The following is a 14,691-nucleotide window of genomic DNA, read 5'->3' as shown; positions in this document are numbered from 1 at the left end:
CATCAGTTTGGTTTACAAATTGTGAGAGCCCTCAGACGATCGTTCTCAAAGAACGGCAAGAAGATAAAAGCAGTATTGCTTGACTCCGGTTATCTCTCCTGGGAGATGACTGATGAAATTGAGAAATCAAATGCTAAACCGTATATTAAGATGAAGAAGAATTCAAGGACGTTATCAAAAGGAAGTTCCTCATGGGGGACGGAACATCCGGTTCCAAAAGAAACAACCACACGAGTTTATGAAAGAATTCTGCTACAGGGTAGTGATTGAAGGAATCATTTCTGCTTTCAAGAAAATGTTCAGTTCTGTGATCTCCTCAAAAAAGAGGCATAACCAGAACGTGGAGGTTTTATGCAGATTTGTATTATGGAATTGCATGCACTAAATAAGGAGAAAGAATGAATTTGCGGGCAACACTAAAAATTTGTAAAGATTTAAATCATAGAACTTTATACTAGCCTTGGGACGGGATGCAACATAAAGGAAAGCAGGTTAGATGATACGCTCAGTATTTGCTTCATATCAATAATAATTATTTTGTTGTTTCTCATACATATAACCGGTGCTTTATAGAAACAAGTTTTTATCAACACTTTAACCTCCTTTTTTTGGAAAAACTATATAAGTAAGTAATATGGTATAACTTTGTGGGGACTATGAAAGATGAGAGGTTAGAATCTGAAGAGGAATACGCAGAGGAAATCAGCAGGATTTTCCTGGATGATAAAAAAACAAAGAAATCTTCAGATGAGATGCTAGCTTTAAACATATTACAGAGATTCAACCTTGATATTGACACTGTAGAAACTATGCCTGCTTTTGAGGATCACATAGAACCTCTTTTCTCAATAAATCCTCCTAAAAAACATAGATAAAACTGTGTTTTTGTTTTTTTACGAAATGCATATAAAAGCACATAAGATTCCGGTTTTTAAGTTGGGGGATATGTTCAATCCTAGCAGGTTGTATTCAGATAGAGCAGGAAAAATGCGTAAGTCAGAGATACGTGAACTGCTGAAAGTTACCCAGGACCCAGAGATTATCTCTTTCGCTGGCGGTTTACCTAACCCAAAATCTTTTCCGATAAAGGATTTACAGGTGATTATAAACAATGTGTTAAAAACATGTGGCCCTACCGCTCTTCAATATGGTACAACACATGGGGTCAACGAGTTACGTGAAATGATTGCAGAGCGTGCATCTAAAGACGGGATTAACGCAACTCTTGATAACATAATAATTATGAGTGGATCACAGCAGGCATTGGATTCTGTTGGTAAAATTTTTCTAAACCCAGGGGATACCGCGATTGTAGAATTACCTTCTTACCTAGGTGGCATTAACGCTTTTAGAAGCTACGAGGCTAACCTAATAGGAATCCCCATGGACAAAGACGGCATGAATATAGATTTACTAGAGGAGACCATTAAAAAATCTTTGAAAGAAGAGATTTGTCTAAAGTTCATTTACACTGTTCCAACCTTTCAGAACCCAGCTGGTGTAGTGATGCCAGAATCAAGGAGAAAAAAACTCATTGATGTTGCAACTGAATATGATCTATTAATCATTGAAGACGACCCCTATAGTAAACTCCGTTTTGATATACCTCCAGTGAAACCTATAAAGGCTTTTGATGACGAAGACCGCGTGATTTACATATCCACTTTTTCAAAGATACTCGCCCCTGGTTTCCGTCTCGCATGGGTCGTTGCCTCCGACGACATTCTGAGGAAGATAGCCTTATGCAAACAAGCCCTTGATCTTTGTACAAATACTTTCACCCAGTTTATAGCATGTGAATTTATGAAAAGCGGTTCTATGGATCTGCACATAATGAGAATTTGTGAGATGTACAAACCAAAACGGGATATTATGATGAACTCTATTGAGAAATATTTCCCAGATGGTTATGTTTGCAATAAACCAAACGGAGGTATGTTTGCCTGGGTTACTCTACCAGAGGGTATAGACACAGAGATTATGTTCCTGGATGCACTTAAAGAGAAGGTTGCTTACGTACATGGCAAAGCGTTTCATGTTGATGGTGGTGGCGGTAGATCTATGCGACTTAACTTTTCCTATTCCACAAACGAACAGATAGAAGAAGGCATTAAAAGACTGGGTGGTGTCATAGCTAAAAAACTTGAGACTAGAATGGCCTAATTTTTATGAAATCAACTAAAAAACTTATACTCTGCTTTACCATCTTAATCGTTCTTATGAGTTCCTTATCAGGGTGTATTTTAAACCAGATTTTTGGTACAAGCTTTTCTTTGGTTTCCTACAATATAGTTGATGACAAAGGTTTCGCTGGTTTGTCAATAGTTTTTACAAATACAGGTACTGTAACCATTAAAATATACAATCCAGATGGAAATATTGTTGACTCAGAGTTATTTCTTTCATCAAATAAAAACCATCCCAATAATGCTATTCTTTACCTGGCATCATACAGAGAAACTGCGTTACCAGGGCAATATAAACTAGTTGTTTATGATAAAAACGACAAAAAAATTTATGAAAAAACATTTAACATAGTTGAGCCTAGTCTGTCTATTTTGTCATGCAAACAGAGCTGGTGGAATGATAATCTAAGGAATGAATATTATCTAATAGGTTTAACCATGGATGTATACAACCGGGGTGATACACCAGTTTATCCATATAAGGTTGAACTAGTTGTTGATAACCAGACGTTCTCTGGTTTGGTTTTACCAAATGTAATAATGCCAAAAGAAAATGGTTATCTTAACTGTAGTATGTATAAAACCGGTAAACCAAAAGATAACGTTTTTGTAGTGTACATAAAGGACGTAATTGGTAACGTGATGGCTTATGATTCTTTTTATGTTGATCTGTATGATAACTTAGTTACAAAAAAATTTACTTGGAAGTATAGTGGTCGTGACCGTACAATAATGGTGCCGTATCCAAAATTTTTGTTGGACTATTACGTTGGTCTTGATAGGATTTTAAATCAAGATTATAGCACTTATGTTTTTGATTTTTACGATGACAATTATATGGATTTGTTTGTTGACAGGCTTTTGTATGGTTATTATGTTGGAGGCGATGTGGACAAGATAAATTTTGTAGCATCTTTTGTTCAAAACCTTAATTACTCAAAAGATAGCCTGGTAAATGAATCATTCGAGTATCCTCGTTACCCTATCGAGACACTTTTTTATGGTAAGGGTGGCGGCGACTGTGAGGATAAAGCGATTCTTGCTGCTAGCATTTTAAGCCAAATGGGTTATGATGTTGCCTTGTTTAGATTCACTAATCATATGGCTGTTGGCGTGCGTCTAAGCAAGAACCTCTCTAGTTGTGAAGTTTATAGTGATGGTTATTATTTTCTAGAAACTACATCAATTGGTGGCACGCTTGGTTATGTACCAAATGATTACAAATCTCGACTGAATCTAACGATTTATCCTATTTCATCTAGGCCTTTGCTTGTTCATTCGTGGTTTAACAATAGTTTGACTATTTTTACTAACACAGAGTTGGGTGATTTCGTTAAAGTTAAAGCTATAATTGAGAATTTGGGTAGTGGTACAGCTGAGGATATATTGTTTAAGGGGGCTTTTTATACAGTAGATGGTCAAGAGATTTACAGTAAAACTTCCTTGGTCTCTGCTTTAGAGCCTGGTATGCGCGAAAAGGTTGTTATCATAGTTAATATCCCAAAGGAGTTATCGACTACTTTTAAAACTAGGGTTTATTTAGATGGTGAGTTTGTTGATGAAAAGGAGGCATCCTCCTCTTTTCCTTAGTAACAAGATTTATAAACTCGTTCTTATAATTGGTTTTATGTGTTGGGTGTAGGTGGACGGTTACGGTGAAACCATGCGTTTCGCTGAGGAAAGTCCTCTCTCATTCTGAATCAGGATCCTGCGTAAGCAGGTAAGGCGAAAGTCTTAGCAGAGGAACAGAAACGACACAGCCCATGGATTATGCGATGATTCACCTGGTGATGAGGTCTCCTTGGGATTTGATGAAACGGCCAATCTGCTCCTGGAGCAAGCCCAAACAACGGGATCAGTTATTCAGACTGCTCGTAGGTAGGGCGCATTAGACAAATACCGTTAAAACAGAAAGAGGCTTACGGCCTACACCCAGCACATTACGTCCTCAAAACACTGTTTTACGTCCTCTCCAGCCTGTTTACGCCTTGTATTTTCAGTTTACGGCTTGACGTAAGAAACGATTCTATCTGAAACATAAACTGTTTACGTCTTTATAGATAAGAATTTGATGATTTACGTCTTCTAATTTTATCCTATTTTGCCGCAAATTATAAATATGAGTTAATACTATATAGTTATTAGTTAATAACAATTGGTGATTGAAATGTCAAAAACTGTCCAACAGCATAAACTCGAACATTCCCCTACCTTAAACACAGTTCTCATGGTAGAAGACACACTAAAAAACATGAATGAGAGCGTAATTACGGTTGCACAATTAAAAAAAATTCTCCCAAAACAAGTAAACCATCGAGTATTAATGATCATCCTTGCATACCTTGAACAAAGCAACAAAATAGCAGTGAGCTTAAAGGGAATAACTTGGATACACAATACCAATCCGCGCTTACGAAAAGCAATCGCTGAAGGTCTTGAACTATGAAGATAAAGAATGTCCGAGTAATTCTTTCGCCAGAGGCAGAGGAAGTCTATAAAAATCTCAATAAAGAAGCACCAACATCGAAGACAGAGCGCATGATTTTGAATGCTATCAACAAAAAGATAGAGCTAATCAAAATCAATCATCATTATGGAGATCCAATCGCAAAAGATCTCATTCCACAGGAATACAGGGAGAAATATGGAGTTAAAAACCTCTTCCGTGTTGAACTTCCGAACTATTGGCGAATGCTCTACACACTTACTGATGGTGAAACAGAAATTGAAATCATCGCTTTTGTTCTCGATTTCATAGATCATCCAACATATGACAAAAAGTTTGGATACCGAAAAAGATAATTGTTGTTGGTTATGAGTATCCTTTTGATTCTTCTATTCCTTCTGGATTTAAAACACGTATTGCTTGCAGAAATGCTTCGTTTGTGATTTCGCCGTTTGCTAATTTTCGGATCAATTGTTGACGAAGGTTAGTGATTTGAGTTGCTGGTTCAGAATGTTTTTGATCTCTGAATATTGTGTTGAATGAAAGTGTATTCAAGTACACCTCTTTGAAACGTTCTTCCGAGGGACAAATATAGTGTTTAACCAGAGTGTCGACACTTCGATGCTTGCTTTGTGCCATAATCTCGGGGATACTTGCACCTGCGTTGTGCATATGGGTGATACTTGAAGCACGAAATAGATGAGGATAGACTCGCTTGGTTATACCTGCTTCTTTGGTATATTTATTAATCATAGTGCTCAGGTAGGTTTTACCGATTCGTTCACCTTCAGTATTGAGAAATAATGCGTTTTCATGGCCGTCTTTAGGTTGATTTCGAAGTACAAGATAATCTCCAATTACTTTGAGTGCATCAGGATGAAGATTTCGTTCATCGTAGTGTCCTCCTTTGCTGATGGTTCTGATTTTCTGTCGTTGGAAATCAATATCTTGAATGTTGAGATTACAGAGTTCTTTTCTGCGTATTGTTGAATAGTAAAGTGTTTTGAGAATAGCATGATCTAACAAGTTGTCTTTAGTAATCTCAAAGAGTTTCTGTATTTCTTGTCTTGTTAGTGGTGTTTTTGGTTTTACTTCTATTTTTGGTGGACTTAATTTGTATGATTTTAATTCTTTATCCGGTATCTCTAGTAATTCTAAATATGATTTGATTGCACAATATTTCGGTGTCAAAGAATTTCTATCGTAATGCTTTATTTCATGTGCCCAGTACTTGTATTTTTCAATATCTTCTTTACAGATTTGTTCAGGCAATTTGTTAACCAGATCAAGGAATTGTTTAATGGTTCGAATATAGCTTTGAATGGTTTCTTTTGATTTGTTGTTTGAAAGAAGGTATTTTTCAAAAGCTTTTAGTTTGTTTAAATCACCCACATATTTACCTCTTTATTTACCTATATGTAGTATTAGTATTTAAATTTATTGGTAATTTTAGAGGTAAATCAATAGGTAGATAAAATTAAATACGATAATTTCCATTTAGAATATTGAATGCCAAAAAATTCCCGAGCCGACGAAACAGTTTTACACGCTGCAACATCCTCTGGAACATCACTTAGAACAACGGTTCCTGCTTTTGTTATAAGCCAACTCGGATTAAAAAAAGGAGATATTTTTAGATGGGAAATAGACAAGGATGGAAAGTTACTTTTTTTGAAGATCCATCCGCAAAAAAAGTGATCGGATCTGTCTTGCATATGTTCTTAAAGAATTACTTGTTACAAAGAGCATAATTGGAGAGAGAAACAAATGGATGATAAATTAACAAAAAAAATGCAGAGATATATGCAAAACGATCCAGATATTCTATATATTATCATGCAAAGGAAAACGCTTACGGGAAGTGTTCTTGTTCAAACATACTGCAGTGCACCATTAATGAATTATCCTGCGATAATTGATACATTGCTGGGAGATGCTGAACAAATGAAAAAAATTTATATGAATAAAGTTGATGAAGAAACACGTAAAAAACTCGCCCCATAAAAATTATTTATCATTGAATCCAATTACCGTATAAATCGAATGAAATACCATCTATTTCATTTATTAATTTCACCATTTATATTTTGGAAACTTAACTTTTGGCATTTCTACTCTGGAAATACTATAATCATAAGAGGTTTTTGACCTATTTTTTCTTGAACTTTTTTTCTTGTGAATTGATTTCCTTTTAGTTCCGACACGTTTCTTATGATGAATATCTGCATGACAATTAGGACAGAGGGCTATCAAATTACTAACTCTATTTGAGCCCCCACTAGATACTGATTTTTTATGATGTATATGATAGGTAGCTGGTAGTAATTCTTTACATTTATAGCAATGATATTTCTGTCGGGCAATAACCTCCTTTTTTATTGAGGTTTTAACTGATTTTCTTTTTGGCGTATCATCCCAAATTTTACCCATTGACCAATCATATTTTTGCATGCTTTTTATCTCCCCATATCACTTCCAGTATACCACAATTTTGTAACATCATTATCTTTATTATATTTTTTCCAGTAAACTCAAGAGCTATTTTCAGGTAAAATTACGTCTTCAAAATTTCCATAATTTCTTGTTTTCTAGGAGTGATAAAGAGGCTTACGGCCTACACCCAGCACATTTTACTGTATACGGTAAATTGGCTCCTTACGATAGAAAAAAAGAAAGAAAAGTGGGTGTGTTTTTACTTTTGCGCTACGCCACCCCATTTTGATATATAGACAATACCCAATACGGAGACCACCGTAATTACTAATCCCATGATTATCCCATAAATAAGGGACATCATATCTGGGAATCCGCCTTCTTGCCACAGTCCAGCTAATTTCATGGCTCCGATTATAATATCTTTCCATATCAGAGCTATGATGAAACCGAATGCTGCAGCTAGTGATACTGCTATTGTGCTCTTTATTTCCTTAATGGTTACCATTTTTTTCCCTCCCTCAATTTTATTACTGATTGTTAGAAATTTTTAAGGGTATTTAATAATTTCTAAAAAATTCTTATAAAAATAGAGATTTTATGGTTTCACTATGTAATTATCTCTATTTTAACAAGCCATTTTGCCCATAGCGATGAATCTGTTATAGATCCAACTTCATCTACAAAAACAATTTTTAATGGACCGCCGAGAGATTCATTCAGAAGCACATTGTTCTCCTTGTATGAGATGATCATAGTGAGATTACCGATGCCAGTTTCATTCCCAGATTCATTATATATCATAACATGGCCGTTTATCTCATCTATTGAATAATCAAAATATCGATCATCCTTAGCAAATGCCTCAATCGTATAATTCTCTGGCATTGAATCTATAGAATCTAAGATTTCAAGTAATGATACGCCTGTATAATTGTTTGGACCGATAATAGTTCCATCTTGCCTTTTATAACCACCTCGTCCTGTTACAACTTCAAAATCCATTAAATCATCTAGAGAGTAATTAAAATATTTAGAACCGAAAACTATTGTTAGTAATATCTCCTCGGTAGGTGTTGGTTCTTCATGTTTTTCTTCGCCTCTCGGTAGATTAACATAAATATAAATGCAACCAGCTATAATAAAAATCATCGCAAGTAAAATTGCTATATATTTTGTATAAATATCAGCCTTGTCTCGTTCCCCGTTCATATACAGAGAGTGGTAATCTCCCTTCTTTATTTAAAAATTACTTAGAAATCCAATAGAATTTTTGTTATCACGGTTCTATACCATCGTTAGCCTGAATTAATATAAATGTTTCACTGTCTCTTTTTACTAACTCAAAAACCAAAGAGGTTTCACCGCTGTTTTTTATTATGAAACCTTGTCCCTCTCCGTTGATAACCCATTTGTCCCCAGTATTCTTGCCCTCTCTAAACCTGAACTTTTCTTCTGAGAGCCAGATTACATGTTTACTACCACCTTGAACTTTGTAGAATATAACTGAGCCGTTACATGTTAAACCTGTTCTTAATATCCCATTGTTTTCTGGATCAGGGTCGACACCAAACGAGAGATAAATAATACTGTTGGGTAGACTAAATGTATGCACCCTTTTTGTTCCATCACCTGCGTCTATTTCATCTAAATCCCTTGCAACACCACTGCTAACCATCGTGTAAAGTTTAGATTCCAAAGACCTGCATTCGTTTTCAACGTTGTTCTCAGCAAATACCACATTTAGGTTATTGTATCCAATTGTCACCATTATAGCTATCGCAGAAATAACAGCGATACTGATTAAAAGCCTTATAGGAATCATTTCAGAGGCAAACTCATCTGGTTTTCTCATATTTATCATCTAGATATAAAACGATGTAAATCATTTCTGAACAGGTTCCATAACTAGGGACTCAGAGCCACCATGCCAGCTTAAACGGGGTCTTATCTTTACTATATGTATTGACTCGGAGTTATCATCTATTAGCAGAGCCACACCTTTTTCATCACCTATCTTTTGAACTGATTCTTTAATATCACCATGCATATATGTTGGTCTTATCCTGCTTAACGCATCAATGTCCTCTTGGGTAGTAAGCCTATGACAAATAATTATATCACTATGGGACAAAACCTCTGATTCTAGGGCGCTAGGACGCTGCGTAGCCATAACAAGAGAAAGACCAGGTTGCCTACCCTGCCGCATCCATGAATTTATAAGAATATCTTTACTCAGAATTTGTTTATCATTTGGTAGAAAAAGTTGTGCTTCATCAATAAACAACCAAACCATAGGAATGCCTTTTCTCCTACGGGATATACCCATTTTTTCTTGCTCATGGATTTTTCGTTCTTTTACTCGTTCCTCAAAAATTTTTTCTGCAACAACTGAAATAACAATACTCTTGAGATTGGTATCAGCTAGATGACTAACATCCAATATGGTGATACGTCCCCCGCTCACAAGATCATTAATCAAAACACCATTTTCATCAAAAACACCCCATGACTCAGCCATAGACAACAAATTCTCAGCAACACCCTTAACATGATCATCCCATCTTTCATCATTCCTGATACAGTTTAATAAATCATTTATAGAAAAATGATCTGATATTGATTGCATTTTTTGAACAGCCCTTGTCAAAGCAATACCAAAAGGCTCAGTGGATTTAACATCGAAAAGCTGTAACCAATGATGAGAAGACAACTCAGCGACCCTAAGAGAAAAACCAGATGCAGCTATACCATTGTTTTTATATTCCTCAACATATTTTTTAGGAACCATAAGCAGTACATCTAGATTTTTTGGTTCCATGCCCCACATTTCAAGTTTATCTTTTTCTAATTTATTTTCATGACTCATCGTCCAGAATATGCCAAGGGTATCAAAAACTACTACTCCCAGATTTTCTCTAAGTTCTTTTTCAAGATTTCCTATCTCTTCTATGAAAACCCCTGCGGTATAAGATTTCCCATAACCCCTTTTACCACATATAAGAATAATGTGAGGATGAAGAACATCGACGTAAACATCTGTTCCAAGAGAAGAGTCTAAGGCATAATATCTGCCAATTTTTAATAAACCCTGTTTTCCCCCTTCTTTTCTACCTAATACATAGCATTTTTCTGATCTATTTTCTTCATCTAAAAAATTGTCTTTCAAACTCTATATCAACCTCCATTAATTCAGAAAATTATATTAATATAGATTTATATATATTTTGTTATTCTTGGAGGAGTTGAGAAGATAAAAACTGGAGAAAAAAACTGTCCCTATAATTCAATAAGGAAATCAGATTTTAAAACATTGATAATAAATTGTAGAAACTGTAGCATAGGAAACTCCACGATATTCGACGAAACATGTAGATCAAACATCTTCAAAATTCTAAAAACAGAACATGGTTTAGATAGGCTCATCCTCAACCATGCCCTTGTTAAGGTTTTTGTTGGTAAAGAACTAGAAATTTTAAAGGATTTAACAGATTACATAGCAAGTATAGAAATATATGAAGACATAAAACTGCCTACTGGAAATTTTGAAAAATGCAAAAAATGTAACTCAGAAAGACGAAACTTCTTAAAAACAACAATTGAGATATCACAAAAAGATCCATTCCTTGGATTAAAAAGATTTGAACAAATATTAAAAACCGATGACCCAAAAGATAAAAAATGCGAAGAATGTAAAATAAAATACCACGGATTGATATCTGAGATCATTTCAAAAGCAGAATTCAAAAAACACATCATAGAAAAAGATATAGATAGTAATTTTTTTTATACAAACTATATACGATCGTATGTTAGACCAGGTTTTATAGATTCGTATATTCAACTTGAACCTCCACCTGATGCTGTTTTCTTGAAGTCCTATGAAGTTCAGCGTAGGGGTGGGCGACCTATTGATATATCTTTGTATGTGTTAAGAACAAAACCTGAGAAACTATATTTTGTTGTTCCACCTGAGTATGATTTACCGTTGACAGAGCTTTATCTTTTGGAAAATGTTAGATCCTATCTTTCTCACCATAGACCTAAAGATGCTTCTTTTATGGATTCTGAGACAGCTAGGGATTATTTCCAGCGTTTAGGCAAACAGGTTATTACAAAATTCATTAAGGAACATAACCTTGATATTAAAACTAGTAGAGTAGATTATTTAGCTGATATTTTCGCTCGTTATACAGCAGGTTTTGGTATACTTGAGGATATTCTTTTAGACCCGAATATCCAGGATATCTATGTTAACGCCCCTGTGACAAATAATCCTTTACATCTTGTGCTTGATGGTGAGGAGTACACATCCAATGTTTATTTATCTGTTGGTGACATTGATGCGCTTGCATCTAGGTTCAGAACCTTAAGTGGTAGAGCGTTTTCAGAGGCGTCACCGGTTTTGGATATGGATCTTGAGAGTTATCATACGCGTGTTGCAGCTATCTCTAATCCTCTTACTCCACGTGGTATAGCTTTTGCTTTGAGAAAACATCGTCAGAAACCATGGACTCTAGCGCATTTTATTGATAACGGTATGATTTCTCCTTTGGCTGCTGGTTTTCTTAGTTTTCTTGTTGACGGTCAAGCCTCTATGCTCATAGCTGGTAGTAGGGGCTCAGGTAAAACATCATTGCTTAGTGCGCTTATGTTGGAGATACCTCAGCGTTTTAGAATTTTAACCATTGAGGATACAGCAGAGATACCTGTTGATAATCTACAAAAAATCGGCTACAAAATCCAGTCGCTTATCACAAAATCTATCTCTTCTGGGTCTGGTTCTAGTGAGGTTGATCCAGCTGATGCTCTTAGAACAGCTCTTCGCCTAGGTGAATCTGTCCTCATCCTGGGTGAGGTCAGAGGTGTTGAAGCAAAGGTTTTATTTGAAGCTATGAGGGTTGGAGCAGCAGGTAACCTAATCATGGGAACAATACATGGTTCTACAACCAGGGATGTTTATGAGAGGGTGGTATATGACATAGGTGTTCCACCTACATCATTCAAAGCAGTTGACGCAGTTGTTATAGCAGCACCAATAAGAGCAGAGGGAGGCATTGAAAGAAAAAGAAGAGTAACCCAGATATCAGAGATTACAAAAACAGGTTGGTCAGTAAACCCTGATCCAGACAAAATATTCCAGGATATAATGGTTTACAACACAGTGAAAGACGATCTTACATCAACAAACCTATTGGACATGGGGCAGTCCCAGATAATAAAGAACATAGCAAAAAAATGGGGGATAACAGTAGAAAAAGCTATACAAAACATCAGGCTTAGAACAGAGATAAAACAGGCTATAGTAGAACATGGTGAAAGAAACAAGGAGTTGTTAGAAGCCCCTTCGGTTAGAGATGCAAACAATGCTTTTTGGATGTTTATTGAAGAAAGCAAAAGTCGTAACAAAGAAGTAGATTACAGAAAAGTTCGAAATAAATGGATGAGATGGTTTAATAACTACATTGGAAGAACACAAACATGAATGTGGAAGAACATTGGTTTGAAAAAGGTGCAAAATTTGCAAAAAAATATTTTTTATGGATGCAAAAAAACAATGAAAAAAACCAGAAAAGAATTGATAAATTTTTTACAGTGGAATACATCGAAAACCTGAACATTACAGGTTTAAAAGTTGAACCTTTTGACATTTTGATTTTTGCGTATATGGGTGCATTCCTAACTTTTGTTGGAACTTTGTTTTTGGATTTAGTTATATTGTTTTTCTATGGATTTAATATCAGTATAATTGATCCTCTCACAATATTACTTATGATTGTTGTAACAGTTTTTTTGCCTTTTGTGATATTAAATTTAATTGCCAACTATCCCAAGACCTATGCGAGGTACATAAAAATTCATTCACTTGGTGATATACCTGAGGTTCTCAGTTACCTTGTAATGTACCTGAAACTGGTACCAAATTTGGAGAACAGCGTTAAATTTGCTGCCTCAGAATCATCTACATCCCTTGCCAATGATTTACGTAAAATGCTCTGGGACATGGAAATAAGGGTGTATCATGGTATAAATGATGCATTAACTAATTTTGCAAATAGCTGGGGTAAATGGAACGACCATTTTAAGAGAGCACTGCATCTTATCCGAAGCTCTATACATGAACCTGAGGAGGCGCAGCGTGTGATAACACTTAATCGTGCTCTTGATGTTGGTCTCGATGGGACAAGGGATATGATGAACCATTTTGTCTCAAGGTTACATCAGCCTACTATGATCATCTATTCGATAGGTATTATGATTCCTCTTTCTTTTATAGCGATGCTGCCGGCTACTGGGCTTGTTGGGTTAAAGATTACTATATTCCAGGTTTTCTTTTTGTATGATATTATTCTACCACTTTTTGTTTTTCTTTATACAAGGAGGATTTTGATTATGAGACCAGCCACTTTTAACCCACCAGTTATACCAGATAATCACCCCGATCTTGTAAATATAAATAAACGCAGGAATCTCATAGTATCAGTGATTTGCGGTGTTGTAGTAGCTCTACCAGGTATTTTTTTCATGTCTGTGCCTATGTTTTTTTCTGCTAGCGAATCCAATGTTTTATTAAATTTTATAATTGATTCAGATGGTCTTAACTCATATTTTCCGGTTACATTATTTATAATATGGGGAATTGCTGTTGCGATAATGGTTTACACTCTTAGTGTTTACCGCCCTTATAAAAAAATCAGAGATGACATTAAACAGATGGAGAAAGAATTTGGTGATGCATTATACATACTTGGTAAGAGAATAAATGAAGAAAAATCTCCTGAGGAAAGCTTCATTTACACAGCTGATACTATGGGTGGTGCTAAGATCGCTGAGGTTTTTAATCAAGCTGGTTATAATCTTATGGTGATGCATACTAACATTAGAGATGCATTGTTTAGCCCTGATTTTGGTTCTTTGAAACATGTCTATTCTGATCGCATCAAGGCTATTATGAGATTGTTTGTGGAAGGTATTCAGAAAAGCCAAAAAGCTGTTAGCATCTCTATAATACGGATAGCGGATCATCTTAAGGAGCTTCAACAAGTTGAGGATAGAATAAAAAATATGTTGTATGAGCTCACATCGACACTTAGATCAACATCTGCTATATTTGCTCCTCTTATAGCTGGTGTTACACTTGCTATAACAAAGCTGATAACAAATGTAATAAGTTCCATGTCAGGTAAGATACCTACGCAAACCTTGCCCTATGGTTCCTCATCTGTTTTTGCTGGCATAGGGGAATCATTTGCCATTGATAATATTCGCCCTGAATATTTCGTTTTGGTAATTGGTATATACGTTATTGAACTGGTTTTTATTTTAACAAGGTTCACAAATGGTATAGATGATGGTGATGATAAGGCGGCTTTTATGTATAATCTTGGTATGGTTATGCCTGTAGCTGTGATGGTTCTTACAATAACAATTATTATCGGTCAAATATTGTTCTCATCTATCGTAAAAACAATATGATCAAAGATTATTTTTTTAAACCAAAAACCTAAATAAAACACCATAATAGTTACCTTGTTTCATGCAATTAAGGGGCTACATCCCGAAATGAGTCGAAGAATCATCTCTTGAACAATATTTTACTTTGAAATAGATCATAGAACATACAGA

Annotated in this window: 15 protein-coding genes and 1 other RNA gene; 10 read left to right on the top strand and 6 right to left on the bottom strand. The window is 35.4% G+C overall.

Annotated elements, in window-relative coordinates:
• The 7 genes from QHH19_03155 to QHH19_03125 all read left to right on the top strand — a co-directional run.
• Positions 1 to 270 (top strand): hypothetical protein (locus QHH19_03155; protein ID MDH7517322.1); only part of this gene is annotated, 270 nt, incomplete at its 5' end.
• A 386-nt stretch (positions 271 to 656) separates the two neighbouring features.
• On the top strand, positions 657 to 875 hold the full coding sequence (locus tag QHH19_03150) for a hypothetical protein (GenBank protein MDH7517321.1): 219 nt from the start codon (positions 657 to 659) through the stop codon (positions 873 to 875).
• 70 nt (positions 876 to 945) lie between these two features.
• Positions 946 to 2,163, top strand: coding sequence for a PLP-dependent aminotransferase family protein (locus QHH19_03145; protein MDH7517320.1), 1,218 nt, complete (start codon positions 946 to 948; stop codon positions 2,161 to 2,163).
• A 56-nt stretch (positions 2,164 to 2,219) separates the two neighbouring features.
• The gene (locus tag QHH19_03140; protein MDH7517319.1) at positions 2,220 to 3,776 is read left to right on the top strand and encodes a hypothetical protein; all 1,557 of its coding nucleotides are present in this window, start codon (positions 2,220 to 2,222) and stop codon (positions 3,774 to 3,776) included.
• 44 nt (positions 3,777 to 3,820) lie between these two features.
• Positions 3,821 to 4,120: RNase P RNA component (rnpB, locus tag QHH19_03135), an RNA gene on the top strand.
• Between the two features lie 233 nt (positions 4,121 to 4,353).
• The gene (locus QHH19_03130) at positions 4,354 to 4,632 is read left to right on the top strand and encodes a hypothetical protein (GenBank protein ID MDH7517318.1); all 279 of its coding nucleotides are present in this window, start codon (positions 4,354 to 4,356) and stop codon (positions 4,630 to 4,632) included.
• On the top strand, positions 4,629 to 4,988 hold the full coding sequence (locus QHH19_03125; GenBank protein ID MDH7517317.1) for a hypothetical protein: 360 nt from the start codon (positions 4,629 to 4,631) through the stop codon (positions 4,986 to 4,988). The genes QHH19_03130 and QHH19_03125 overlap by 4 nt, the downstream gene beginning before the upstream one ends.
• 10 nt (positions 4,989 to 4,998) lie before the next feature.
• Here QHH19_03125 and QHH19_03120 read toward each other — a convergent pair whose 3' ends face one another.
• Positions 4,999 to 6,024, bottom strand: a complete 1,026-nt coding sequence (locus QHH19_03120; GenBank protein ID MDH7517316.1) for a tyrosine-type recombinase/integrase — start codon at positions 6,022 to 6,024, stop codon at positions 4,999 to 5,001.
• A 375-nt stretch (positions 6,025 to 6,399) separates the two neighbouring features.
• Here QHH19_03120 and QHH19_03115 point away from each other — a divergent pair, with 375 nt between their 5' ends.
• Positions 6,400 to 6,636: a hypothetical protein gene (locus QHH19_03115; GenBank protein MDH7517315.1), complete on the top strand. Its 237-nt coding sequence runs from the start codon at positions 6,400 to 6,402 to the stop codon at positions 6,634 to 6,636.
• Positions 6,637 to 6,705: 69 nt separating this feature from the next.
• Here the strand turns inward: QHH19_03115 and QHH19_03110 are convergent, their stop codons facing one another.
• The 5 genes from QHH19_03110 to QHH19_03090 all read right to left on the bottom strand — a co-directional run bounded on the left by QHH19_03110 (position 6,706) and on the right by QHH19_03090 (position 10,234).
• Entirely contained in the window at positions 6,706 to 7,083 is a 378-nt protein-coding gene (locus QHH19_03110; protein ID MDH7517314.1) for an HNH endonuclease, read from the bottom strand.
• A gap of 241 nt (positions 7,084 to 7,324) precedes the next feature.
• Positions 7,325 to 7,573 carry a DUF5654 family protein gene (locus QHH19_03105; GenBank protein MDH7517313.1) on the bottom strand — a complete coding sequence of 83 codons (249 nt, stop codon included), beginning with the start codon at positions 7,571 to 7,573 and terminating at the stop codon, positions 7,325 to 7,327.
• A gap of 101 nt (positions 7,574 to 7,674) precedes the next feature.
• Positions 7,675 to 8,277, bottom strand: coding sequence for a molybdopterin-dependent oxidoreductase (locus tag QHH19_03100; GenBank protein ID MDH7517312.1), 603 nt, complete (start codon positions 8,275 to 8,277; stop codon positions 7,675 to 7,677).
• Between the two features lie 67 nt (positions 8,278 to 8,344).
• The gene (locus QHH19_03095) at positions 8,345 to 8,929 is read right to left on the bottom strand and encodes a hypothetical protein (GenBank protein MDH7517311.1); all 585 of its coding nucleotides are present in this window, start codon (positions 8,927 to 8,929) and stop codon (positions 8,345 to 8,347) included.
• Positions 8,930 to 8,950: 21 nt separating this feature from the next.
• On the bottom strand, positions 8,951 to 10,234 hold the full coding sequence (locus QHH19_03090) for an ATP-binding protein (protein MDH7517310.1): 1,284 nt from the start codon (positions 10,232 to 10,234) through the stop codon (positions 8,951 to 8,953).
• A gap of 144 nt (positions 10,235 to 10,378) precedes the next feature.
• Between QHH19_03090 and QHH19_03085 the strand changes: the two genes are divergently transcribed.
• Positions 10,379 to 12,550, top strand: coding sequence for a type II/IV secretion system ATPase subunit (locus QHH19_03085; GenBank protein MDH7517309.1), 2,172 nt, complete (start codon positions 10,379 to 10,381; stop codon positions 12,548 to 12,550).
• Positions 12,547 to 14,541, top strand: a complete 1,995-nt coding sequence (locus QHH19_03080; protein ID MDH7517308.1) for a hypothetical protein — start codon at positions 12,547 to 12,549, stop codon at positions 14,539 to 14,541. Before QHH19_03085 ends, QHH19_03080 begins: the two co-directional genes overlap by 4 nt.
• Positions 14,542 to 14,691 lie beyond the last annotated feature (150 nt).

It is taken from the genome of Candidatus Thermoplasmatota archaeon (assembly GCA_029907305.1).
Lineage (GTDB): Archaea > Thermoplasmatota > E2 > DHVEG-1 > DHVEG-1 > JARYMC01.
Note: the sequence above shows the minus strand (reverse complement) of the source record. Positions and strands in the feature narration are given on the sequence as shown.